We start from the raw sequence: 22,905 nt of genomic DNA on the forward strand, positions 1-22,905 counted from the left end.
AGATTACATCATGCCGCCCATTCCACCCATACCGCCCATACCGCCCATATCAGGCATTGCAGGAGCATCTTTAACCGGTGCATCTGTTACCATTGCTTCTGTTGTGATCATAAGACCTGCAACAGAGGCTGCAAACTGCAACGCGCTACGAGTTACTTTAGTTGGGTCAAGAATACCTTCTTCAACTAAGTCAGCGTATGTGCTGTTTGCCGCGTTGTAACCGTAGTTACCTTCGCCTTCTTTAACCTTGTTAACAACTACAGACGCTTCGTCACCAGAGTTAAACGCGATTTGACGTAATGGAGCTTCCATTGCACGTAGCGCAATTTTAATACCGTGAGTTTGATCTTCATTGTCACCTTGTAGGCCAGCAATTTTAGCTGCTACACGAACTAACGCAGTACCACCACCAGCAACAATACCTTCTTGAACCGCAGCGCGAGTAGCGTGAAGTGCATCATCAACACGGTCTTTCTTCTCTTTCATTTCGATTTCAGTTGCTGCACCCACTTTGATTACCGCAACACCACCAGAAAGTTTTGCTAAACGCTCAAGAAGCTTTTCTTTATCGTAATCAGAGGAAGACTCTTCAATTTGTGCCTTGATTTGTGCAACACGACCATCGATATTTTCTTGTTCGCCCGCGCCATCAATAACCGTTGTATCGTCTTTTGTTATTACAACGCGTTTTGCTGTTCCTAAGTCTTCTAGCTGTGCTTTTTCAAGCTCCATACCAATTTCTTCAGAAATGACAGTCGCGCCCGTTAATACAGCGATGTCTTGCAGCATTGCTTTACGACGGTCACCAAAACCTGGCGCTTTAACCGCTGATACTTTTACAATACCGCGCATGTTGTTCACAACTAACGTTGCTAATGCTTCGCCTTCTAAATCTTCTGCGATAATTAGAAGAGGCTTGCCAGATTTTGCTACACCCTCAAGTGTCGGTAATAATTCACGAATATTAGAGATTTTCTTATCAACCAACAAAATAAACGGATTGTCTAATTCAACCGTCCCGTTTTCTTGGTTTGTAATGAAGTACGGTGATAAGTAACCACGGTCAAACTGCATACCTTCAACAACGTCTAATTCAGTTTCTAAAGCTTGACCTTCTTCAACTGTAATTACCCCTTCTTGGCCAACACGTTCCATTGCTTTAGCAATGATATCGCCAATTTCGCTGTCAGAGTTTGCAGAGATAGTACCTACTTGAGCTATCGCCTTAGAATCAGAACAAGGAACTGATAGTTCTTTAAGCTCTTCAATTGCAGCTTTAACCGCTTTGTCGATACCACGTTTTAAGTCCATTGGGTTCATATCGGCAGCAACGGCTTTAATACCTTCATTGATAATTGCTTGAGCTAATACTGTCGCGGTTGTTGTACCGTCACCGGCTTCGTCATTCGCTTTAGAAGCAACTTCTTTAACCATCTGTGCGCCCATGTTTTCAAACTTGTCTTCAAGTTCAATTTCTTTGGCTACAGAAACACCATCTTTAGTGATTGAAGGACCGCCGAATGACTTGTCCAACACAACGTTACGACCTTTAGGACCTAATGTTACTTTTACTGCGTCGGCTAATACGTTAACGCCCACTAACATTTTTTTGCGAGCGTCGTTACCAAATTTTACGTCTTTTGCTGCCATAATCTTAAATTCCTATTCTTTAATCAGTGTTTTGATAATAAGTGTTCGAAAATAAATAATCGAAAGATGAGATTATTCTACGATTGCTAAGATGTCTGATTCAGACATAATCAATACTTCTTCGCCATCAAGCTTTTCAGTTTTAACGCCGTAGCCGTCATTAAAGATAACTGTGTCGCCAACTTTCACATCTAAAGGACGAACGTCACCGTTTTCTAAAATACGACCGTTACCAACAGCGATAACTTCACCGCGAGTTGATTTTTCAGCAGCAGATCCTGTAAGTACAATACCGCCAGCTGATTTTGTTTCTTGCTCACTGCGTTTAACAATTAAACGATCATGTAGAGGACGAATGCTCATTGGTCATTATCTCCAAGTTTTATGGTTGTAATAAGTTTCGCGAAGCTTGTTTTTTAACTGAGTCTTACACGAAACGAACTAAAAATTCGTTAGTGGCAGATATATGAGGGTGGGTTTATAAAATCCAAGTGAAAAAGTAAAAAAATTGTGAACAAATTAACAAGAAATATCGATAACGAGGAATTATTTATTTTTTGGATCTTTTATTGCTTCGATAAGCTGTGATACATCATATCTCCCGCATGCTTCAAAGACCTCAACTGTTTCCAGGAAGTCTAACTTTCTCTCGCCGTTTTCGTATTTAGAGACGTAGCTTTGCGGTTTTTTTAATAACTCCGCTAACTCTCGTTGAGTAAGGCCTGAGCTGTGCCTAAGGTCTTTTAAATAGTGACGAAAACGAACTTGTTTTTCACACCATACTTTATTCATAGCGTCACAATAAATGTGACGTTCTGATATCCCATTTCGGGATAAATTTTTATTGCGTAACAAAAATAGGTGGAATAAAGTGGCAGTGTTGTTTCTGTTTGGGTGTTGGAACTTTGACGTGATGCAACAAAAAAGGGCCTTTTTAGGCCCTTTTTTCTTTTATATATTACTAATGTATTACAGGTGATTACTCTTTTCTCTTGTACTCACCATCTATTGTTGTAGGCTCATTATTTAAACTTTTGTTTGTGCCATTATTCATATCATGACTTGAATGTGCATTGTTATCGCGATTTAGATCGTGCTCAAAAGTTTGACCTGAAGATGATGAATGATGAGAAAAACCAGATGCGTTAAACCCAGCGCTACGCACTTGAACTCGATGGCCGACCTGTGAATATACAATCTTTCTGAAGGGCGGCGTAAGTAATAACATGCCTAAAATGTCAGTCATAAAGCCGGGTGTGATTAATAACACGCCAGAAATTAAAATGCAGATACCGTCGAACATTGCTTGCGCTGGAAGTGAACCAGTTGCCAACTCTTGCTGTATCTTACTCCAAGTTTGAAGACCTTGTTGTTTTACTAGTTTGGTACCAATAATCGCTGTCACAATAATAATTAGAAAAGTCCATCCGCTGCCGATGATGGCGCCTACTTCAAGTAACAACATGAGTTCCAACAATGGAACCACAATAAAAATAAAAAACAGCGGCATAAAAATCCTAATATTAATTCAATTATTACCTTTGTTAAGTATGGGACAATACGTTGGTATTCAAGTAAAGTTGATTAATTGTATGTAAGTATTTGTTAATTTTTCCTTAAGGTTGGGCTAATACATTGAATGAGGTAATAAAATGACGGCGAAATTAATTTTGGTGACGACTCCTGATTTACCCACGGCACATCATTTAGCCGAAGGGTTATTAGAGCGAAACTTAGTTGCCTGTGTAAATTTAATTCCGTCAGTTGTTTCCCTGTATAAATGGGAAGGAAAGCTGGAACAAAATGTTGAAGTACAAATGTTTTTGAAAACAATTGAAAGAAATGTTGCAGATATCGAGTCCTATATACACGATCATCACCCTTACGATGTTCCAGAGTTTCTGGTGATTAATATTGATCATGGAAGTAAAGGGTATTTAAATTGGGTACAAGAAATGACATCACAAGGTAGCAAATAAATGTTCAAAACACGCAGTAAAATAACAAATTGGATCTTTTCGTTTACGTTAGCCTGTTTGTCACTGTTCTCCACAATAAGCAACGCGGCGCCGAGTGTCGATCCGTTAAAAGATTTGTTTGCGAGTCAAACAGAATATCTGCCCGTCGATGAAGCGTTTATTTTTGATTTTAAACAAGTCGATAACAAGGTGGTGTTAGATTGGACCATTGCTGATGGGTATTATCTGTATAAAGACAAGTTTCAATTCCAAGCAGAAAATGCAATCGTTTTGGATACAGTCAAGCAAGATGGCACTCAAATAGAAGATGAGTTTTTTGGTGTTGTTAATGTTTATTTCTTTGAGTCTCAGATTGAAGTTAGCTTTAGTGATATATCTGAAGATGCTTACTTAAATGTTCGATACCAAGGCTGTGCAAAAGCAGGTTTTTGCTACAATCCAACCGTTAAAAGAATTCCGCTGGATGCAATTTCAGCTGAACAAATTACTAGTTTGTTGTCGACGGAAAACACAAAGAACACTGCAACCGCAGAATCAACTGCAAATAGCGCTTCAGCATCACCGAGTGTTACGTCTCAACAAAATTCGTTAGCAGATTCGTTAGCAAATGAAAGCTTACTTTGGACACTGTTAATTTTCTTTGGTTTAGGGGTAGGCTTAGCCTTTACGCCATGTGTTTTTCCAATGTTCCCAATTCTATCTAGTATCATAGCGGGTCAAAGCAACATGACCGTTAAAAAAGGCTTATGGCTGGCCTTTATTTATGTACAAGGTATGGCTATTACCTACTCATTATTAGGATTAGTTGTTGCTAGCATGGGCGTACAATTCCAAGCAGCACTGCAACATCCTGCAGTGTTAATTACGGTTTCTGTCATTTTTGTATTACTCGCTGGCGCAATGTTTGGTTGGTATAACCTTCAACTACCACAGTCTTGGACTAACAAATTAACGCAAGTAAGTAACAAGCAAAAGTCGGGCAATTTAGTGGGCGTGTTTGTAATGGGCTTATTAAGTGGTCTTATTGCTTCACCTTGTACCACAGCTCCGTTAACAGGCGCATTACTTTACGTTGCGCAAACAGGCGACTTAGTGGTTGGCTTTGTTACTTTGTATGTACTTAGTTTAGGTATGGGCTTACCGTTATTACTAATAGGTGCATCCGGTGGTAAATTGCTTCCTAAAGCAGGTAACTGGATGAACGTGGTTAAAAATCTATTCGGCTTTATTTTACTGGCCATTCCTTTGATCTTGTTAGAGCGTTTTATTGATTTACAGTGGGTACTGTCATTAGCAGGTATATTATTAATTGTGATGGGCGCTTACTTCCATAGCCAGTATTTAAGCCAGCAATCAAATACGGCTAAAAGTGGCTTTTGGGCAGTATCACTATTTAGTTTCTTATTAGGTTTTGTACTTCTGGTAAAACCTTTGTTACCAACGTCGACGGTTTCAGTAGGGGCAGAAACGCATGAAGTTGAGTTTATAAAAGTAGCAGATTTGTCTGAAATTAAACAACAAATTGCTATTGCTAATGCTGCGGGTAAGCCTGTTATGTTAGATTTTTATGCAGACTGGTGTGTTGCATGTAAAGAATTTGAGGCCTTTACATTTTCAGATAAAGCGGTTCAAAACAAGATGTCAGACTTTGTGCTTTTACAAATTGACATGACTGAGAACGACGACTCCGACATCGAAGTAATGAAAGAATACGATATTCTTGGATTACCAACGATCCTATTTTTTAACACTACAGGTGGTGAGTTAACAAATCAAAGGGTAACCGGATACATGAACGCGACTACGTTTTTAGCTCACTTGCAAAACATTTAACGTACGCCAGTTGATGAATTGATTTCTGCTAACTAATAGGTGGTGATTAAGTTTTAGTTTCACTGCTATTTATCTAAAGCCTGACAATTGTTCAGGCTTTTTTTTGCTTAAAATTGGCGGATTACAAGCTTGGCGGATATCAACAAGGTTCTTGAAGGTGCTTTTAACAAAGGCTTTTATACAAGTCGACTATGCTAACGTCGGTCATTAGACCAGTATTTTGCTGTTAATTGCGTTTATTTCTTTATAATGGCTTTTAATTCTTCCGAAACTATAGTTTTATATGGTTTTCACCGTAAAAATTAATTTGTTTTCGAGAAGAGGTATAAATGAGTATAGAAGGCGACAAGATGTCAACAGTTGGAACAGTTTTAGTGATCAATGGCCCAAATTTAAACATGCTGGGTAGCCGTGAAACTAACATCTATGGTGATACCACCTTAAATGACATTGTGACGTCATTAACGCAAAGTGCCTCTAAACAAATGGTAGCGGTTTCTCACGTTCAGTCAAACCATGAAGGAACGCTGGTGGACGCGATACAACAGGCTCAGGGTAAAGTCGATTTTATTATTATAAATCCGGCTGCTTATACCCATACTAGTGTGGCCATACGTGACGCATTATTAGCAGTTGCTATTCCATTTGTAGAAGTACACTTATCAAACGTACACGCGCGTGAGCCTTTTAGACAACATTCTTACCTATCAGATATTGCAGTTGGTGTGATTTGCGGATTAGGTCCGCAGGGATATCAATATGCGTTAGACCATGCGGTCAAAGCGATTACTAATAATAAATAAATTTTAAAGATTAATAGGTGAAAAAATGGATATTCGTAAAATAAGAACATTGATTGATATGGTGAAAGAGTCTGGCGTTGGTGAGATTGAAATCACTCAAGGTGACGAGTCAATCCGTATTTCTGGTACTCCAGTACAAATGGCCGCGCCAGTGCAATATGCGCCGGCTCCAGCGCAAGCCCCTCAAGCAGCACCAGCCGCTGCTCCAGCTGCTGCAACACCAGCACCAGAAGCGGCACCAGTCGCTACGGGTCATCAAGTTGTTTCTCCAATGGTTGGTACTTTCTACCGTGCATCATCACCGTCTTCTCCTTCATTTGTTGAAGTAGGTCAGTCAGTTCAAGTAGGCGATACGCTTTGTATTATTGAAGCAATGAAAATGATGAACCAAATTGAATCAGACAAAGCGGGTGTTGTTAAAGCAATACTAGTTGATAACGAAGACCCTGTAGAATTTGAACAACCACTATTCATTATTGAATAATAAGGGCTGATCATGATTGATAAAGTTGTCATCGCGAATCGCGGTGAGATTGCCCTACGAATTTTGCGTGCCTGTAAAGAGTTAGGCATCAAAACCGTTGCGGTACACTCAACAGCGGATAGAAATTTAAAACACGTTCTTCTTGCAGACGAAACCATTTGTATTGGTAAGCCTTCTGCGATGGATAGTTACCTTAATATTCCTAGAATTATAGCGGCTGCTGAAGTAACAGATGCCGTGGCTATTCACCCTGGGTATGGTTTTTTAGCGGAAAACGCAGACTTTGCTGACCAAGTTGAGCAAAGTGGCTTAATTTTTATTGGACCAACGGGCGACACAATTCGCTTAATGGGCGACAAAGTCTCCGCGATTGAAGCAATGAAAAAAGCCGGTGTACCCTGTGTTCCAGGCTCTGATGGTGAATTGGGTGATAACCCAGATACCAACAAAGCCATTGCTCGCCGAATTGGTTACCCATTAATTGTTAAAGCAGCAGGCGGCGGCGGCGGTCGTGGTATGCGCGTTGTTCGCAAAGAAGAAGACTTAGTTGAATCAATTAAGATGACTAAAGCGGAAGCGGGCGCAGCCTTTAATAATGACGTTGTTTACATGGAAAAATTCCTAGAAAACCCACGTCATATTGAAGTTCAAGTTTTGGCTGATGGTCAAGGTAATGCAATTCACTTAGGTGAGCGTGACTGTTCGATGCAGCGTCGACACCAGAAAGTAGTTGAAGAGGCGCCAGCACCTGGTATTACACCTGAACTACGTAAATATATTGGTGATCGTTGTGTGCGTGCATGTATCGAAATTGGTTATCGTGGTGCAGGTACATTTGAATTCTTGTATGAAAATGGTGAATTTTACTTTATCGAAATGAATACTCGTATTCAGGTAGAGCATCCAGTAACAGAAATGGTAACGGGCGTAGACTTAATTAAAGAGCAATTACGCATAGCAGCGGGACAACCATTGTCGTTTACACAAGAAGATATTCAAATTCGTGGTCATGCTATTGAGTGTCGTATAAATGCTGAAGATCCTGAAACCTTTGTTCCTTGTGCGGGTGAAATTAAACGTTTTCACTCACCAGGTGGTTTAGGTGTTCGTTGGGACTCACACATTTATACAAATTATAAAGTGCCACCAAACTATGACTCAATGATTGGCAAGCTAATTACTTACGGTGAAAATCGCGGTATTGCTATCAAGCGTATGGAGCATGCACTTAATGAATTGTTAATTGACGGTATTAAAACAAACGTACCTCTGCAACAAGACATCATGGCCGATGAGCACTTCCAAAATGGTGGAACTAACATTCACTATTTAGAAAAGAAATTAGGGATGAGCTAAGGCTTGTAACTGATTGTAGTTGTTTTAAAAAGTCAGTTTTAAAACACAAAGTCTAAAAAAATCACTTGTAAAAGCCGGGCATTTGCTCGGTTTTTTTATTCCTTTAATTTATTTTTAACTATAATTAAACCATCACTAGCGAAAGTTGGAGATGTAAAAATGGCAGAGTTCGGGTTATCCACACCCGTCACAGCGGGCATAGAACAATCCCGCGTTCAAAGGTCAAACAATGTCGGACGCACTGATTCCGCCAACGTAATAGATCGTGTCACACAAATACCCACCGCTGCCGCATTAGACAACCAACAAAGCATTTCTTCTGGCCAACAAGCCACTGCAACACAACCGCCCAACCACATAGCCAAAGAGCAAATACGAGTTACAAGCACATTAGGCAAAGGCGACATTAGGGGCAACTTATCGCCCGCAAGAGCCGCTGAAATTTATGAAGCGATAGCTAAATTGTTATGAGGAGTTTTAAGATTTTTTAAAAGATAACGGGTTATTTTAAATAGTGGGGCAAGTAGGAGTAATGTTAAATACGGTAAATTATTTAAACAAGCAACTACAAAATTCTGCTTGTTTATAATTATAGCTCAGCAACTAAATCTCACTGTTAGTTGCAAGGTTTAAATAGCCTTTAAGGGCGAGTACCTGTTGGGCGATTTTCAAGTTCACCTAATGAAACCAAATTGCCTTTTGCTAAATCTTTCATTGCTTCAATTAGTAGCTCTTCATATATAAGAACAATGGTTGCTACAAATAAACCACCACTTACTTGTTTAGTTTCATTTTTTGTTAATGTTTTCATAATGTTTCCTTATTCGACATTTGTCGAGAGTTAAGTTTTGCCATTATTGGCAAGGTTGTTAAACAACTTGTTGTTCCGTTCAAGTCAAAGCAAGTTGTCGAGATTTACCTGCGCTATACTGCAGGGCTAGGTATTTGTGTAAAAGTAAATAAAGTTAATAGGATGAGTCCATTTAATAAACCGGAATAAAATATGTTGGTAGATAAAGACCTATGTTTTAAATAAAGCCCATATAAAATTAGCCCGATAACAAAGTGCAATACAGGTGAACCAAACATATACACTTTTAATGACATCGTAGAGATTGCTGAAAAGAGGCCGGTTAACCAAATTGGAGAAGACAATTGTTCACCAACGCTCACTGCGACAGTGCGGCCCAGAAACTCCTCGATAAACGGGAATAATAGTATAAAGCAGAATACAAAACCGACGCTTCCAAACCTTTCTATCCCAGCAATCGGCTCTGCAAAGTATTCTTGTACAGTAGTATCAAAGACCATCATTGATACGAGCGCCACAATAAAACTAATAAACGTAAGTAGTGTTGTTAGAGTGATATAATCCCATTGAATTATAGGCTTTAACCGGGTGATATTTTCCATAAACTGATCCTTCAAAATTTTAATTATTATGTATACTGGACTTATCCAACTTTGTTGGAGAGTTAAGTGCAATGAAAATTGCGGTTAATGGCCAACTTGTGTGTTCCGTTCAAGTCTATGCAAGTTGGCAACTTTCTATTTCTATTAATATGTTGATTAATTTGATTAAGTTTTTCCAAACTAACGCACCAGGCAAATTAAAATCTAGTTTTGATTGCCCTTGAAGATATATCGATAGCTCCCGTGCATTTAAAAAGGAATATTTATGGCCTTTGTTAAAGTGCTCAACGACATACGACTGGGTTATAGGGACAAAATAAACCAACAGTTTAGCGTTACTAAAAATTACCGAATGAACCAAACTGTCTTCGCTACCATACAACCACTTTGCGCAATTTTCATATTGCTCTGATAGTCCTGCTATCGTGTCTAAGCGACGATTATTTAATTGCACAAGCAAACTTTGTCGTATGTGCTGGTTCTTGAATAAATGTCCAAAGAGCAGCTTTCTAAGCGCTATGATCGCGCAACGAGTCAATATACTTTGTTCCGTGTAATGCTGTTGCTCTGAATACAAAACGCTATCAAGTATCAGTTTTGACGCACAATCTGGACCGACAAATTCAGAGCAAGATGGTGAGGAATCTGACTTACTGAGTTGCCAATTGATGAATGTTTTTGTGATAAAAGCGATCAATTGGGATTCAGATGGATCTTGTTCGTACAGTCGTCTAATAGAGTCGGTGAAATCACTTCGGATATTCGTGTTTAACGGCAACTCATCGGGTGTTAAACCAATAAGTGTCACTGCATAATATTCAATATACTTTCTGTATAACGACGAGAAGTATTCTGACAGTTCATTTGCTTCGATATCTGTACCATTAAAAGAATTGTAATAACAAACCCATTTAATAAAAATCGCCGCAGCGTCATGTGCCTCTTTATATGACTTGTCGGCACTAAAAGTGGTTTTATCAAGGTTGGAGTAAAAGCTGCAAGCATCATTGTTTTGCCATTTCCCATCAATACTAAGGGCATCATTATTGATGTTGCCATGAGATATTCTGTGAATAAAACAAAACGCAAATTGTTGAGCGCAATTGGCCAAAGACCGATTAATAAAAAGAACAAAGCGCTCGTGAGACTTGAAGTACTCAGTTAACTCGGTAAAAGCTTGTTTTATTTTAAAGGCTTCTAAGCGGCGATGTGCGGCTGACATTGATGATTGATCACTGTGCTTTAAAAATCGCTGAACACTTAAAGAAGTCGACTTTATTTTTAACGCTTGATGTCTTGCGTAACCATTATTTTCAGTGTTATCTGAGACACTGTATGGCTCGTTCAAGTGATTGATAGAGTCTATATGAACACAGCCAATAGGTAAGATATAGTTTAAAATTGAAGAGTAGACAGAATCAACAGTAGCATCGAGTAGTGAGCTTTTAACTTTAACGTTCGGCAAGTCACCTATACCATTCAGCTGATAGTTCAACACCTTGTGGCACGGCAGTGAAGCCGGATTCAAAGTTGCCAATGGGCTTTGTTCAAATAAGTGTTGTTCCATGTCCTTACCTACTCATAAATAGATTAAAAAATTTTAGTTACCTGGAGCACTGTACTAGCTGCTCCTGGATTGGATAGATGTACAATTTTCATAAGTTGTGTACATCGGATATATTTAAGAATAGAAGATAATCTTTAATAATCACCTGAACTTAGGTCCAGATTCTGCAATTCTTATTTGCTTAATTTCATTAGCCTCAAGTCCGTTTAATTGTTTGATTAAATCAACTTTATTTTTGACTTTTAATTTTTGATAAATGTTACCGCAATGAAATTTGACGGTTCGAATACAGATATATAAGCGATCAGCGATTTCTTTTTGGCTTTTGCCTTGAATGATATGTGAATACACTTCTCTTTCTCTCTTTGAGAGTTCATCTGGGTTAATCGTTAACATTTTAATATTCCTTATTTATGTTTGGGTGTTGGATTTTGTTAATAGTAGTCTCGCGAAACATCTTGAAGCGACGTTTGAGTCAATTCAAATACGCGATTGGCGTGTTTTATTGTTTCAAGTCGATGAGCAATAAAAATGGTTGTGATACCAAGACAAATAAGCCGTTGGTTAATCAATTTCTCTGTCTTAATATCTAAATTGGACGTCGCTTCATCTAAAAATAGTATTGAAGGGTCATGATAAAGCGCCCGTGCTAGTAAAATTCGTTGTGTCTGGCCACCAGAAAGCGCGCTACCCATTTCACCAATATATGAATCATACTGCATTGGCATTTCAGCGATGTCTTGATCTATGCACGCGACGTGCGCACACTCTTTAACCTTTTGAATATTGATAGGAGAATCAAAGTTGGCAATGTTTTCAGCAATACTGCCCGTTAAAAGCTGATCATTTTGCATGACGGCAGCGGTATTCTGTCTAAAGGACTTTATGTCGATATCTGAGCTAGTACGACCGTAAAAGAGAATTTCACCTGCGGTAGGCTTAAGTAGCCCAATTAGCACTTTTAGTAACGTCGATTTACCCAAACCTGATTTGCCAACAATTGCGATAGACTCGCCCTCTAAGATAGACATTGAAAGGTTTTTAAATAGCGGTTGAGACTCTTGAGGGTAAGTAAAAGTTAGGTTTTTAATATTGATATGGCTGATATTATCTTCAGACTTACTGACTCCGCTAGGACCATATAAAGCCGTTTTAGTTTGTTTATCTAACGAGACCTCAGTACCTGAGTTATTTACTATTTCAACGTTTGACAATGCAATGTCTGAAATTCTAGTAAAATGAAGACTAAGCATTTTAAAGTCAATAAAGGTGTCTATTAATGCAGAAAATCGACTGGTCACTTGGGTTTTATATGAAATAAACGCCATTAACATGCCCAGTGTAAAAATGGACTGTTCATTACTTTCTAATACATACGTTGCGCCTAAATAAATCACTAATATGTTTTCTAGTCCAAATAGAAAACCATTAATGAGTCCGAAATGAAGTTGCAACCTTTCTATTTTAATTCGCTGATTGAGTGAACTCACAAATTTGTTAAGCCATAAGCTGACTCGCTTCGGCTCTAACGCCATTAGTTTTATGCTTTGAATGGCTCGTATTGATTCCATGAAAAAGGCTTGCTCATCGGCATTGGTCTTAATGACTTGCTCGGAAACGCGCTTAAAAGGTCGGTACCACATTAGCCTAAGAATAAGGTAAACAACAATCGTCGCCAATGTCACTAAAGCCAACGTTGGCTGGTATATAAAAAGTATGATTAAAGTAAGACTGGCCATAAGCCCATCGATACAAGCTTCTATAAATTTGTGAGCCAACATTCGCTTAATTTGCTCAATGGACTGAAAACGAGAGACGATGTCGGCAACATGCCTAGCTTCAAAGTACGCAAGGGGTAATCTTATTAAGTGATTAAATAGAAGTTCGGTAATTTGTCGACCAACCTCGGTACCTAAATGAATGATTAAGTAACCTCTTAGTAACGAAAATGCGTGTTTAAAAAGAACAATAAACGCAAATGCAATCGCTAATACGGTTAGTAGATTTGTATCGTAGCTTACCAGTACATCATCAATAATGGTTTGCATGTAATAAGGCATTAACAGAAGAAGTATTTGAAGCATTAGAGATAAAACAAAAAGCTGAGAAAGGCTAGTAAATAGGCCCTTAAAAGACACATTGAGTTCAGTCAGCTTTAGTGATGGCAATGGTTTTATCGAATGAAAGTCTTTATTTGGCGACAACTCTAGCGCTACGCCGGTAAAGAATTTCGCAAATTCAGTTAGCGACAGTTTATAAATCCCTTTGGCAGGATCATAGATAGTGACCTGAGTTTTAGTTACCTTTTTTAGTACCACAAAGTGGTTAAGCTCCCAATGTAAAATGCAGGGAAGTGATAATTGAGATATCTCATCAAGCTCTAGTTTTAGCGGTCGAGAACTCATACCCAAGGTTGCAGCAATATCAATTAGTTGATTTAAACTAAGGCCCTTTAAACTTTGTGGAAATTGCTCTCTAAGACTATGAATTGATAGAGTTTGACCATAGTGAGAAGCAATCATAGCAATTGAGATAAGACCACATTCTGCACTTTCGGACTGTAAAATAGACTTCATCATGTTAACCGATCGCCCCCAGAATTGGGGCAAATAACCACTCGGCTATTGTTCTTTGCGATACGACGATATCAGCTGAAAAAATCATGCCTGCTTGTAGGTCAATCGGCTTACCATTAATGGTTATAAATTGATTATCTAATTGGGCAAGAGATTTATAAACAGGCTCAGAAAAGCTCAAAACATTGTGGCTGCGTTGACCGTGCATGATGTTTTTTGAAATTGAGCTAATGGATCCTTTAACAGGACCGTATTTTTGATACGGAAACGCATCGAGTTTTATGATTACCGGTTTTCCGTCTTCAATGAACCCTATCGCTCTAGTGGGAATAAATAATTTTGCTACCAATGGCTGGTGCTCTGGAATAATGCTGACGAGGTATTCATTGCTATTTATAGGCATGCCTACTTCAAGGCTAAGACTAGAGACTAAACCATCTGCTGGTGCCGTCACGATCGTAGTATGGTTTGATCGCAAACTAGTAATGTCATGATCAAGGCTTATGAGTTTAATATCTAATTCTTTTAAGTAATTTTCTAAGTTAGTTGTTTGAATGCGATGGGAGTCTTTTAAGTTGGATAAGTTACTTAATAGGTTCAGAGATTTTATCTTGTTATCAGCAACTTTTCTTTTGACAGCAAGCCACTTTTCTTCGGCTCTATTTTGTAATGATTTTGATGTAAGTGAATGTTTGCCTAAGGCGAGTTGCTGTGATCGTTCTTGTGCTGCCAGAGCCAGTTCTTGATCTAGAATTTGTGACTCTTCTGTTAATAAGGCTTGTTGGCTATTAATGACATTGAGTCTGTAGCTCAAAGCTTCTTTATTTTCAACGATTTCAATGTGTTTAGCATTTTTCAAGTCGACTAATATGTCCCTACGTCGATTTAACTGCGCAAGTCGAATCTGGTTATTGCTAATACCAGATGTTAAAAAGGTTTCTGAGTTTATTTTGAATAAAGGGGTACCTTTATGGACATATTCACCTTCTTGAACGAAAACTGAATGTAGAATTCCGCTTTTTGGAGACCGAGCTTCTATGACACCAGATGCTGGCTCGAGTAACCCCATGACAGTCTCTTTTTGACTGTATTGACCAATAAACAAAAATACAATTGCACAGCCAAACAAGAGAGCAAATAATAAGAATATAGTGTTGTTTTTTACACTACGTGATATTACTACCTCCCCCCAAATTTGTTTATGTTTGTGTGCAACTGCCTGCTGCCGAAACAAAGTCATGACTCATCCTTAATAACGGCCCTTTGTTACTGCAATGAGCAGCGTTGAAAAGGTCATTAATTCCGTTTAATTAAATAAGATATTACTAAGGTAGTGGCAGAAGTAAACTAAAACAGGTACAGAAAAAATTGAAAAAATATTTCGTTGATTAGAGGGTGACTACGATTGTAAGTACAGGTATTCCCGTAAAACAAGCTATCCGAGTAGAAAATTTTGCTCTCCACTGCGTAAAAACAACTGTCCTTTTTGTTCATAAACTGGACTGTCCTGATCCGATACCCACTGATAAAAAACGTTTCTATGAACTCTTGCTCTTAAGCCTCTATTTAGCTCAACATAGAGTTTAGGTTCGGCGTTTTCACCATCGCCTGTTTCATTAATCAATGGGTGTAGTTCACCAAGTACAACTTGCTGTCCAATGTTGGTAGTCACCAATATGGCATCGCCTTCATTTGTGTTTTTTACTTCCCATTCAGTAACAACAAAAGGCGCATCTTCCACTTGTATTCGAATTTTTTCAGCGGGCGTTTTTAAAAAGTACTCGTTGTTTTCCTTTAACAATACAGATGCAAACAACTTCACCAATTTAATGCGACCGATGGGCGATCCCATATAAAACCAACGTCCATCTTTTTTAATTTCCATGTCGATATCACCGCAAAATGGTGGGTTCCACTTTTCAAAGGGAGGGGATTGACTAAGATCATCAAGTTGTTGAGTGAGTTTTTGTAAGTCCATGCTGGTGGCTTAATGTTAAAATGATAAACTGAATTTAGTATACGTAGCTAAACCGTTTTATTCACTATTTTCACTACTTTCACTACTTTCACTACTTTCGATAAAGAGGAAACCTAGCAGGTGACTAAATTTACCTACTCATTAACAACGAACGATGAGACTAACATTACCCAACTTAGCATTTCACCAGAGCCTGACTGGGATGATTTTAAAGAATTTGCCGCTCAGTTCGTTGCCGATGTTGGCGCTGATGTGCGTGCTGAAGACTATGGAATGGATAGACATCAAGTGGATTACGAACTTAATGGTGAGCGCTTTTTACTTCACTATGAGCATTACTCGCAGTCGGTTTGGATTGAACGGCAGTAACCAAGTGGCGATCAAAAATTCAGTAGAATGTAATTAGAAAACGAATAAAGAATAAGAAAGGTCAGAATTAAATAGGCACAAAAAAAGCGGCTAGTTAAATAAGCCGCTAATTTATCATCCTTACCAGTTACCAGTTACCAGTTACCAGTTACCAGTTACCAGTTACCAGGCATGGTAATTACTTTTGAGAAGAGAATGCGCGTTTCACAAAGTTTGGTAGTGCTTGTGAGGCAACATGCATATCTTCGTTGTAATATTGTAATGCCGAGCTTTCAGCCAATGCTTTTGCATCATCTTGTCGGAAGCCGTCAAACTCACCAGACTTTTTAGCTAATGTGCCACTCCACCAGCCTGAAGGGTAAATCATCTGCGGAAAGTTCACGTGTTGTAGTGAACTAAAGCCGACATCTAACATAGCTTGGCGCATGTCTAATAGTAGCGGTAAGTGCAATAGTGGTGACTCACTTTGTTGAACAAAAATACCGTCTGAGCGCAACGCACGTAAACAGTTTTTGTAAAAGGCGTGATTAAACAAACCTTCGCCAGGGCCAACAGGATCGGTGCTATCTACAATGATTACGTCAATTGAATCGTCAGCAGCTTCGGCCATGTATTTAATGCCGTCGTCAAACATGATGTGTGCACGAGGGTCATTATTAGACTCGCAGAGCTCAGGAAAGAACTCTTCGGCCATGTCAGTAACCACTTTATCAATGTCGATTTGATGAACAGACTCTACCCCTTTATGGCGCAATACTTCACGTAAAGTACCGCAATCGCCGCCACCAATAATCACAACGTTTTTTGGATTTGGATGCGAGAACATGGCCGGGTGACTCATCATTTCATGATAAAGAAAGTTTTCGCGGCTAGATACCATAGTACAGCCATCTAACATCATTAGATTGCCAAATTCTTCCGTTTCAAAAATTTCAACGAGCTGAAAGTCAGATTGTTTGCTGGCTAATTTACGTTTGGTTTTTAAGCCGATCGCGGCGCCATTATTAATTTCGTTGCACCATTCGTCGTTCATTAACGAAGGTGTAGATGTGTGTTGAGTAGTCACTCAAGTCTCCAAAACAATTAAAAGCGTTTATTTATGAGAGTATTTTCGTTGATAATTGCCGTTAGCGCAATTTTTACTTTTTGTTTGTGGTCATTTATAGGCTAAAATGCGCCATCTATTTTACGTCGGTCTCTAGCTTTATTGATTCGACCGTGAGCTCTGTTTTTCGAGGATAATTAATGGCTAATCCAGCAGTGCAGTTTGCAAAAAAAACCTACAACGTTAAGCGTTGGAGTGAAGGCTACGTTGATATTAATGACAGCGGTGAGCTGTGTGTTAATCCAATGAGTAAAGCGGGCGGCACGACCATCAACTTAGCGACCTTAGCAGAGCAATTAAAAGAGGAAGGGTTAACCCTGCCAATTTTAGTGCGTTTTACCGATATTCTTACTCATCGCGCCAGTTCATTAGTTAGCGCTTTTACCAAAGCAAAAAAAGAGCGCGAATATCAGGGTAAATATACCGCGGTATATCCAATTAAAGTGAACCAACAGTTTTCCGTAGTTAAAAAACTAGTTTCACATCCGTCTAATAAAGTCGGCTTAGAGGCGGGCAGTAAGCCAGAGCTAATGGCAATTCTTGGTGTGTCTGAAAAACCGCTTACTATTGTGTGTAACGGCTATAAAGACAGTGAGTTCTTGCGTCTTGCCTGTATTGGCCAAGCATTAGGGCATAATGTTAACGTTGTTATTGAAAAGATGACGGAAGTAGAAGCATTAGTCCAGGCCGCACAAGAAATTGGTAGTATGCCAACTATCGGCATTCGAATTCGTTTGAACTCTATTGGTAAGGGCAAGTGGCAGAATACCGGTGGTGAAAAAGGTAAGTTTGGGCTTTCCGCTAATCAAGTTCTGCAAGTGGTTGATAGCCTTAGACAAGCTGGGAAGATAGAGCATTTAAAACTGGTGCATTTCCATATTGGCTCACAAATCGCTAACATTCGAGATATCCATAATGCGATTCGTGAATGTGCTAGGCATTATGTGGAGCTGCGTCAATTAGGCGTACCAATCACTATTATTGATGTTGGTGGTGGCCTTGGTGTTGATTATGAAGGTACAGGTTCTCGTAGTGCATGCTCAATGAATTACACAATGGCGGAATACGCTAAAAATGTAATAAACCCAATTGCAGAGGCGTGTGAGCTATTTGATTTACCACACCCAGATATTATTACAGAATCTGGCCGCGCCATGACTGCACATCATGCTATGTTGATCACGGATGTTATCGATGTTGAAAAAGCACCAGTACCTGACGTCATTAGTGAGCCAACCGAAGACTGTCCAACAATAATCTCCGAACTTTGGCGTTCTTATCAAATGATAGATAGACGTCATGCGCTCGAGTCTTTTCATGATGCCGTACATTTATTTGCCGATGCGCATCAACAATATGTAGTTGGCTTAATAAGTCTTACGCATTGGGCAAAAGTAGAGCAGTTGTATTTCAAAATTTTGAGTTTAGTTCGTGAAGAATTAGACCCTCGCTCTCGTTCTCACCGTGAAGTTCTCGATGAGATCAATGAAAAGTTGGCTGACAAGCTGTTTGTTAATTTTTCGTTGTTCCAATCATTGCCAGACGTGTGGGGTATTGAGCAACTATTCCCTGTTATGCCGATAAAATACTTAGATAAACCGCTAGTAAATAGAGCGATTATCCAAGATATTACTTGTGACTCAGATGGCCAAATCCGCCAATATGTCGATGGCGCTGGTATTGAAAGCACCTTAGCGTTACCGCCTTACACCGACAACAATGATTATTTAATTGGTATGTTTATGGTGGGAGCGTATCAGGAAATTTTGGGTGATTTACATAACCTGTTTGGTGACACCGACTCGGTTCACGTCGAACTGAATCCTGATAGCGAAAAAGGGTATGAGTTCTCTATGTCACTCAAAGGTGAAAACGTAGCAGATGTATTGCAACACGTTCAATTTGATAGTGAAAAGCTGATGCGCAGTTATGAGCAACAAATCGAAAACGCACAAATAGACGTAACAAAAGCAGAGCAATTTATTACAGAATTACAAGCAGGCCTGACCGGCTACACTTATTTTGAAGACTAGTTGAGGGAACAATGATAAGAGCGCTATTGTCATTTTTACTATATTCCGTAAATACAATCTTTTGGTTCACGCCGATTATTATTTTAGCGGTATTTAAGCTTATTCCAATATATGCAGTTAGAAGACTCATTACAATTGGTTTGGATTTTTGTGCCAGTAGTTGGGTTACGGTCAATACCGGTATCCAAAAGTTATTTGGTGATTACAAGTTACATGTTAGCGGTCAAGCGGAGCTGTCTGAAAAAGAATGGTATCTAGTTTTGGCGAACCACCAGTCTTGGACTGATATTTTAATATTACAGAGAATGTTCAATGGCAAGGTGCCATTTTTAAAGTTTTTCTTGAAACAAGAATTATTGTATGTTCCTGTATTAGGGTTAGCTTGGTGGGCACTAGACTTTCCATTTATGCGTCGATACAAAAAGAGTTTCTTAGCGAAGTATCCTCATCTTAAAGGTAAGGATTTAGAAACCACAAAAAAGGCGTGTGAACGATTTAAATATAAGCCTGTATCGGTTATGAATTTTATTGAAGGTACTCGTTTTACGCCAGCGAAACACAAAATTCAAGACAGCCCATATCACGGTTTACTCAGACCTAAAGCGGGTGGGGTTGGATTTGTTTTAACGGTAATGGGTGAGCAACTTCATAAAGTAATAGATGTAACTATCTATTATCCTGGAAAACAGATCCCAACGTTTTATCACTTTTTATCTGGTCGTATTAAAGATGTTTATTTACATGTTAATTTGCACGATATTACCAAAGATTTATTAGGTGATTATGCAAATGATGCCGAGTATAAAAAGAGGCTGCACCAGTGGGTTAATACTCTGTGGGTAGAAAAAGAAAGAACATTGCTGAAATTAAAGCAGCAATCAGAAGTTACGCAGTAAGGATTTAATATGTTGTCATTTTTGCCAGGATGGATCTTAATTTTCATCACAATACCTCTATTTTTTACTATAACGATGGTCTTAGGTGGATCGATATTTTTGTTTGGTTTGGTGAAGTTTTTTATACCGTTAAAACCAGTGTCTCTAGCGGTCGCGTTTATCAATAACTTTTTATTTCGTGGCTGGGCATTGTGTAATTTGCTAGCGATGAATTTGACCAATCCAATTAAGTGGGAAATTGAGTCGGATGACAACTTTAACAAAAAAAGTTGGTACTTACTGATTTGTAACCACGTAAGTTGGGTGGATATTTTAGTACTTGCTCAGGTTGCATTACATCAATTACCAACGCCTCGTTTTTTCTTAAAAAATGAACTGAAATGGGTGCCGTTTATCGGTATGGCTTGTTGGGCGATGGACATGCCGTTCATGAAACGCTTCAGCAGCAGTTATTTGAAAATGCACCCTGAGAAAAAAGGTCAAGATATTGAGAGCACAAAAGCGTCTTGTGCCAAGTTCAAATACATTCCAACGACCATTATTAATTTTGTAGAAGGTACACGTTTTTCAAAAAGTAAGCATGTGAGTAGTGGCAGTGACTTTGAAAACTTATTACCACCTAAAGCCGGTGGTATTGCATTTACATTAGCAGCTATGGGTCACTTATTTTCTGGTGTATTAAACGTAACACTCAACTACCCTGATAATAAAGTTCCTGGGCAAGACATGCTTCTGGGTAAACTAAAACGAGTACAAGTTAAAATAGAAGTGCACGAAGTTAGTGATGAGATAGTAGGTGACTACTTTAATGACGATGCATTTAAAGCTCGTTTTCAAGGCTGGTTAAATGATGTTTGGGTTAAAAAAGACAAGCTTATTGCCAAGTTAAATAATCAATAATTATTAATTAACTTAGAGCTTTGCATTTTGAACTTTGGCTTCTCGTTTTCCTTGAAAGTTCACTTTTAAACCTCAACTCTGAAACCTCAATACTAAAACCTCAACTCTGAAAAGGTGTTGAGGTTTTTTATTGCCTAATGCCCTTAATAAAACCACATTTAACTATATAACTAGAGTCATTCAGAGGAACTAGTTTAGTAATATTAACAGAGCCCAGCATGTCAGTTTGTTGGCTAAAGCTAAACTCAAAATACAAGTTAATCCAAGGTTCATCTCTTTCAATAAATAAGTAGGTAGAGTCTAGTATTGACCAGTTGCCTTTTGCATCGTCACCGCCTGAATATTGATACGTCCATTCACCTGATTGTTTAATGGACAGTGAGGCGTCGTGTTCACAGTTATGGGTAACATAGTCACCGACCATTTTGTCGTTAATAGTTTGCTTAGCCGGTTTAAAGTCGGCAGGAAGCAAATAGAGACCAATTGAATCTTTGGTATACCAATGATTTGAGTTGGCTAACATATCAACCTGCACGACCTGATAATCACGTTTTTTGACGGTGGATAGTACGGTATTTACTGAGTCTGTGTTTTTTATAAGAGGTGAGTAGATAATAGTGGGCTGTAAATGATTGCCGGGAAAATCAACTTTATTGGTGACAACGTTAAACCCTGCTGTGGTTAGGTCGGTTACTATTTTTTGTTGTGCGTCTTGATCAAGATATTTTACATTTAAATGCACTGTAGTTGGTGCGGTGCAAGCAACAAGCAGAAAAGAAAAAATGAGTGCTACAACAAGCTTCATCCTAAATCCTAAATCCTAAATCCTAAATCCTAAATCGTGTTATCGCGCGGATAAATAGGTAATAAAAAAGGGCAGTGATAGCCCTTTATTTGAAGCGCGGTTAAAATTCTTTTAAAAGAACTTCTAGATCTGTTTCGATTTGTTGTTCAAACTCTTTTTCAGCATCCCAACGTTTGGTATCCATTTCAAAAATTTCTTTTTTACTGAATTTCTTACGCGCTTCGTGCGTAGGCATGTCTTTAACGACTTCGTATAAGTTAGCGAAGCCAGGGTATAATGCCTTGTAGTCTTTAGGGGCAGTTTGAGCAGCGTTGTAATGGTCTAATAAAACCCATATACGTAAAACACCTTCAGAGTACTCACATTGCTTCGCATGCATTGCTTTTGCTATATGTGAAACACTCTCAGTTATATAAGTAAGCTTCTTACTTTTTTCCTGTTTTTGCGCTTCTTCTTGTGCCTTCACTTTCCACAACAACTGACCAGCGTAAAATGCTAAGCCAGACACTACTAAAACAGCAATTGTTATAAGTGCATACCACATATCTAATTATTTCTCGTCATCTAATAAGTCATCCCACTCAGATCCACCAAGCTTACTCAGGGCATCAAGTTCGTCTTCATCTTCGTCATTATCTGAGTCTGGGTCAATACCTAACTTTTCAAGTAGCTGATCTAATCTTTCCATCTGTTTATTAAAGTATTTAGCTTCTTTGCCAGATAATAATTCGCCTTCCTGGACGCGCTCGACTAGCTCAATTAAACGCTCATCTGATTCTATATTTGCTAACTCTTGTTCTGGCGTAAGCACAGCAGGCCCGGCTTTTGTTAATTTAGCAGAAGGTTTAGTTTTAGAATGATCGACCTGTTTAACTTCTTTTACTTGTGGTTTGTCAGCCGGAAGCAAGCTAATAGGTTTTTTGCTTCCTAGCTTTGGATTTGTTTTTTTGTCTTGATTTTGAGGTGTACTAATTACGTTTTCCTCGATAAGACTATTTCTATTACCTGAAGGCTGTCCTTTAGGCTTTTTATTGCGACGTGGTTGCTTAGTGTCAGCTGGACGAGTTTCTTGTTTTCTGGTGCCGATGCTACCGATTTTTCTGCTCTTTTTTTGACGAGTCATGGAGTCCCCACGTTATGGATAAATAGATGAAAGAA

25 protein-coding genes are annotated in these 22,905 nt (G+C 38.8%); 10 read left to right on the top strand and 15 right to left on the bottom strand.

The genetic code is table 11. The features are described 5' to 3' along the window. Positions 1 to 3 precede the first annotated feature (3 nt). From groL to J9318_RS02875, 4 genes are all read right to left on the bottom strand, one after another. Positions 4 to 1,650, bottom strand: coding sequence for a chaperonin GroEL (gene groL / locus J9318_RS02860; protein ID WP_210561042.1), 1,647 nt, complete (start codon positions 1,648 to 1,650; stop codon positions 4 to 6). Between the two features lie 72 nt (positions 1,651 to 1,722). Next, positions 1,723 to 2,013, bottom strand: a complete 291-nt coding sequence (locus J9318_RS02865; RefSeq protein WP_210561043.1) for a co-chaperone GroES — start codon at positions 2,011 to 2,013, stop codon at positions 1,723 to 1,725. Between the two features lie 183 nt (positions 2,014 to 2,196). Next, complete coding sequence (locus J9318_RS02870; protein WP_210561044.1) at positions 2,197 to 2,442, bottom strand: helix-turn-helix domain-containing protein; 246 nt, start codon at positions 2,440 to 2,442, stop codon at positions 2,197 to 2,199. A 187-nt stretch (positions 2,443 to 2,629) separates the two neighbouring features. Beyond that, positions 2,630 to 3,160, bottom strand: coding sequence for an FxsA family protein (locus J9318_RS02875; protein WP_210561045.1), 531 nt, complete (start codon positions 3,158 to 3,160; stop codon positions 2,630 to 2,632). A gap of 142 nt (positions 3,161 to 3,302) precedes the next feature. Here J9318_RS02875 and cutA point away from each other — a divergent pair, with 142 nt between their 5' ends. The 6 genes from cutA to J9318_RS02905 all read left to right on the top strand — a co-directional run bounded on the left by cutA (position 3,303) and on the right by J9318_RS02905 (position 8,576). Further along, complete coding sequence (cutA, locus tag J9318_RS02880) at positions 3,303 to 3,629, top strand: divalent-cation tolerance protein CutA (RefSeq protein WP_210561046.1); 327 nt, start codon at positions 3,303 to 3,305, stop codon at positions 3,627 to 3,629. Continuing rightward, the gene (locus J9318_RS02885) at positions 3,630 to 5,462 is read left to right on the top strand and encodes a protein-disulfide reductase DsbD (protein ID WP_210561047.1); all 1,833 of its coding nucleotides are present in this window, start codon (positions 3,630 to 3,632) and stop codon (positions 5,460 to 5,462) included. A 350-nt stretch (positions 5,463 to 5,812) separates the two neighbouring features. Beyond that, a complete protein-coding gene (gene aroQ / locus J9318_RS02890; RefSeq protein WP_210561048.1) occupies positions 5,813 to 6,265 on the top strand; it encodes a type II 3-dehydroquinate dehydratase in 453 nt (150 codons plus the stop codon). Positions 6,266 to 6,290: 25 nt separating this feature from the next. After that, entirely contained in the window at positions 6,291 to 6,749 is a 459-nt protein-coding gene (gene accB, locus J9318_RS02895; protein ID WP_210561049.1) for an acetyl-CoA carboxylase biotin carboxyl carrier protein, read from the top strand. 12 nt (positions 6,750 to 6,761) lie between these two features. Further along, positions 6,762 to 8,105 (top strand): acetyl-CoA carboxylase biotin carboxylase subunit, encoded by a 1,344-nt coding sequence (gene accC / locus J9318_RS02900; RefSeq protein WP_210561050.1) that lies wholly within the window; start codon positions 6,762 to 6,764, stop codon positions 8,103 to 8,105. A 159-nt stretch (positions 8,106 to 8,264) separates the two neighbouring features. Further along, entirely contained in the window at positions 8,265 to 8,576 is a 312-nt protein-coding gene (locus J9318_RS02905; protein WP_210561051.1) for a hypothetical protein, read from the top strand. 169 nt (positions 8,577 to 8,745) lie between these two features. On the opposite strand, the gene J9318_RS02910 is transcribed toward J9318_RS02905, so the two are convergent. The 7 genes from J9318_RS02910 to J9318_RS02940 all read right to left on the bottom strand — a co-directional run bounded on the left by J9318_RS02910 (position 8,746) and on the right by J9318_RS02940 (position 15,639). Beyond that, positions 8,746 to 8,916 carry a bacteriocin gene (locus J9318_RS02910; RefSeq protein ID WP_210561052.1) on the bottom strand — a complete coding sequence of 57 codons (171 nt, stop codon included), beginning with the start codon at positions 8,914 to 8,916 and terminating at the stop codon, positions 8,746 to 8,748. Between the two features lie 113 nt (positions 8,917 to 9,029). Then, a complete protein-coding gene (locus J9318_RS02915; RefSeq protein WP_210561053.1) occupies positions 9,030 to 9,518 on the bottom strand; it encodes a CPBP family glutamic-type intramembrane protease in 489 nt (162 codons plus the stop codon). Between the two features lie 115 nt (positions 9,519 to 9,633). Then, positions 9,634 to 11,085: a hypothetical protein gene (locus tag J9318_RS02920; RefSeq protein WP_210561054.1), complete on the bottom strand. Its 1,452-nt coding sequence runs from the start codon at positions 11,083 to 11,085 to the stop codon at positions 9,634 to 9,636. A 141-nt stretch (positions 11,086 to 11,226) separates the two neighbouring features. Beyond that, positions 11,227 to 11,481, bottom strand: a complete 255-nt coding sequence (locus J9318_RS02925; RefSeq protein WP_210561055.1) for a helix-turn-helix domain-containing protein — start codon at positions 11,479 to 11,481, stop codon at positions 11,227 to 11,229. Between the two features lie 38 nt (positions 11,482 to 11,519). Next, positions 11,520 to 13,664, bottom strand: a complete 2,145-nt coding sequence (locus J9318_RS02930; RefSeq protein WP_210561056.1) for a peptidase domain-containing ABC transporter — start codon at positions 13,662 to 13,664, stop codon at positions 11,520 to 11,522. Position 13,665: 1 nt separating this feature from the next. Continuing rightward, the gene (locus J9318_RS02935) at positions 13,666 to 14,901 is read right to left on the bottom strand and encodes a beta-barrel domain-containing protein (RefSeq protein ID WP_210561057.1); all 1,236 of its coding nucleotides are present in this window, start codon (positions 14,899 to 14,901) and stop codon (positions 13,666 to 13,668) included. A gap of 195 nt (positions 14,902 to 15,096) precedes the next feature. Then, the gene (locus J9318_RS02940) at positions 15,097 to 15,639 is read right to left on the bottom strand and encodes a DUF1285 domain-containing protein (protein WP_210561058.1); all 543 of its coding nucleotides are present in this window, start codon (positions 15,637 to 15,639) and stop codon (positions 15,097 to 15,099) included. 120 nt (positions 15,640 to 15,759) lie between these two features. Between J9318_RS02940 and J9318_RS02945 the strand changes: the two genes are divergently transcribed. Then, positions 15,760 to 16,008, top strand: coding sequence for a DUF3630 family protein (locus J9318_RS02945; RefSeq protein WP_210561059.1), 249 nt, complete (start codon positions 15,760 to 15,762; stop codon positions 16,006 to 16,008). 178 nt (positions 16,009 to 16,186) lie between these two features. Here the strand turns inward: J9318_RS02945 and speE are convergent, their stop codons facing one another. Further along, positions 16,187 to 17,041: a polyamine aminopropyltransferase gene (gene speE, locus J9318_RS02950; protein ID WP_210562347.1), complete on the bottom strand. Its 855-nt coding sequence runs from the start codon at positions 17,039 to 17,041 to the stop codon at positions 16,187 to 16,189. A gap of 212 nt (positions 17,042 to 17,253) precedes the next feature. On the opposite strand from speE, the gene speA reads away from it, so the two are divergent. The 3 genes from speA to J9318_RS02965 are packed head-to-tail and all read left to right on the top strand — an operon-like array spanning position 17,254 to position 20,942. Then, a complete protein-coding gene (gene speA, locus J9318_RS02955) occupies positions 17,254 to 19,146 on the top strand; it encodes a biosynthetic arginine decarboxylase (protein ID WP_210561060.1) in 1,893 nt (630 codons plus the stop codon). Between the two features lie 11 nt (positions 19,147 to 19,157). After that, a complete protein-coding gene (locus tag J9318_RS02960; RefSeq protein ID WP_210561061.1) occupies positions 19,158 to 20,042 on the top strand; it encodes an acyltransferase in 885 nt (294 codons plus the stop codon). A gap of 9 nt (positions 20,043 to 20,051) precedes the next feature. Further along, positions 20,052 to 20,942 (top strand): acyltransferase, encoded by an 891-nt coding sequence (locus tag J9318_RS02965; protein ID WP_210561062.1) that lies wholly within the window; start codon positions 20,052 to 20,054, stop codon positions 20,940 to 20,942. Positions 20,943 to 21,069: 127 nt separating this feature from the next. Here the strand turns inward: J9318_RS02965 and J9318_RS02970 are convergent, their stop codons facing one another. The 3 genes from J9318_RS02970 to yihI form a co-directional block, all read right to left on the bottom strand. Beyond that, positions 21,070 to 21,747 (bottom strand): hypothetical protein, encoded by a 678-nt coding sequence (locus tag J9318_RS02970; RefSeq protein ID WP_210561063.1) that lies wholly within the window; start codon positions 21,745 to 21,747, stop codon positions 21,070 to 21,072. A gap of 100 nt (positions 21,748 to 21,847) precedes the next feature. After that, entirely contained in the window at positions 21,848 to 22,291 is a 444-nt protein-coding gene (locus J9318_RS02975) for a DUF2489 domain-containing protein (RefSeq protein WP_210561064.1), read from the bottom strand. A 6-nt stretch (positions 22,292 to 22,297) separates the two neighbouring features. Next, the gene (gene yihI / locus J9318_RS02980; protein ID WP_210561065.1) at positions 22,298 to 22,870 is read right to left on the bottom strand and encodes a Der GTPase-activating protein YihI; all 573 of its coding nucleotides are present in this window, start codon (positions 22,868 to 22,870) and stop codon (positions 22,298 to 22,300) included. Between the last annotated feature and the right edge of the window lie 35 nt (positions 22,871 to 22,905).

Source organism: Psychrosphaera aestuarii (assembly GCF_017948405.1).
Taxonomy (GTDB): Bacteria; Pseudomonadota; Gammaproteobacteria; order Enterobacterales; family Alteromonadaceae; genus Psychrosphaera; species Psychrosphaera aestuarii.

What these genes read in the sequence shown, in the direction of transcription:
- groL (WP_210561042.1), bottom strand. Translation starts at nt 1,650, where the DNA reads ATGGCAGCAAAAGACGTAAAATTTGGTAACGACGCTCGCAAAAAAATG.
- J9318_RS02865 (WP_210561043.1), bottom strand. Translation starts at nt 2,013, where the DNA reads ATGAGCATTCGTCCTCTACATGATCGTTTAATTGTTAAACGCAGTGAG.
- J9318_RS02870 (WP_210561044.1), bottom strand. Translation starts at nt 2,442, where the DNA reads ATGAATAAAGTATGGTGTGAAAAACAAGTTCGTTTTCGTCACTATTTA.
- J9318_RS02875 (WP_210561045.1), bottom strand. Translation starts at nt 3,160, where the DNA reads ATGCCGCTGTTTTTTATTTTTATTGTGGTTCCATTGTTGGAACTCATG.
- cutA (WP_210561046.1), top strand. Translation starts at nt 3,303, where the DNA reads ATGACGGCGAAATTAATTTTGGTGACGACTCCTGATTTACCCACGGCA.
- J9318_RS02885 (WP_210561047.1), top strand. Translation starts at nt 3,630, where the DNA reads ATGTTCAAAACACGCAGTAAAATAACAAATTGGATCTTTTCGTTTACG.
- aroQ (WP_210561048.1), top strand. Translation starts at nt 5,813, where the DNA reads ATGTCAACAGTTGGAACAGTTTTAGTGATCAATGGCCCAAATTTAAAC.
- accB (WP_210561049.1), top strand. Translation starts at nt 6,291, where the DNA reads ATGGATATTCGTAAAATAAGAACATTGATTGATATGGTGAAAGAGTCT.
- accC (WP_210561050.1), top strand. Translation starts at nt 6,762, where the DNA reads ATGATTGATAAAGTTGTCATCGCGAATCGCGGTGAGATTGCCCTACGA.
- J9318_RS02905 (WP_210561051.1), top strand. Translation starts at nt 8,265, where the DNA reads ATGGCAGAGTTCGGGTTATCCACACCCGTCACAGCGGGCATAGAACAA.
- J9318_RS02910 (WP_210561052.1), bottom strand. Translation starts at nt 8,916, where the DNA reads ATGAAAACATTAACAAAAAATGAAACTAAACAAGTAAGTGGTGGTTTA.
- J9318_RS02915 (WP_210561053.1), bottom strand. Translation starts at nt 9,518, where the DNA reads ATGGAAAATATCACCCGGTTAAAGCCTATAATTCAATGGGATTATATC.
- J9318_RS02920 (WP_210561054.1), bottom strand. Translation starts at nt 11,085, where the DNA reads ATGGAACAACACTTATTTGAACAAAGCCCATTGGCAACTTTGAATCCG.
- J9318_RS02925 (WP_210561055.1), bottom strand. Translation starts at nt 11,481, where the DNA reads ATGTTAACGATTAACCCAGATGAACTCTCAAAGAGAGAAAGAGAAGTG.
- J9318_RS02930 (WP_210561056.1), bottom strand. Translation starts at nt 13,664, where the DNA reads ATGATGAAGTCTATTTTACAGTCCGAAAGTGCAGAATGTGGTCTTATC.
- J9318_RS02935 (WP_210561057.1), bottom strand. Translation starts at nt 14,901, where the DNA reads ATGACTTTGTTTCGGCAGCAGGCAGTTGCACACAAACATAAACAAATT.
- J9318_RS02940 (WP_210561058.1), bottom strand. Translation starts at nt 15,639, where the DNA reads ATGGACTTACAAAAACTCACTCAACAACTTGATGATCTTAGTCAATCC.
- speE (WP_210562347.1), bottom strand. Translation starts at nt 17,041, where the DNA reads ATGAACGACGAATGGTGCAACGAAATTAATAATGGCGCCGCGATCGGC.
- speA (WP_210561060.1), top strand. Translation starts at nt 17,254, where the DNA reads ATGGCTAATCCAGCAGTGCAGTTTGCAAAAAAAACCTACAACGTTAAG.
- J9318_RS02960 (WP_210561061.1), top strand. Translation starts at nt 19,158, where the DNA reads ATGATAAGAGCGCTATTGTCATTTTTACTATATTCCGTAAATACAATC.
- J9318_RS02965 (WP_210561062.1), top strand. Translation starts at nt 20,052, where the DNA reads ATGTTGTCATTTTTGCCAGGATGGATCTTAATTTTCATCACAATACCT.
- J9318_RS02970 (WP_210561063.1), bottom strand. Translation starts at nt 21,747, where the DNA reads ATGAAGCTTGTTGTAGCACTCATTTTTTCTTTTCTGCTTGTTGCTTGC.
- J9318_RS02975 (WP_210561064.1), bottom strand. Translation starts at nt 22,291, where the DNA reads ATGTGGTATGCACTTATAACAATTGCTGTTTTAGTAGTGTCTGGCTTA.
- yihI (WP_210561065.1), bottom strand. Translation starts at nt 22,870, where the DNA reads ATGACTCGTCAAAAAAAGAGCAGAAAAATCGGTAGCATCGGCACCAGA.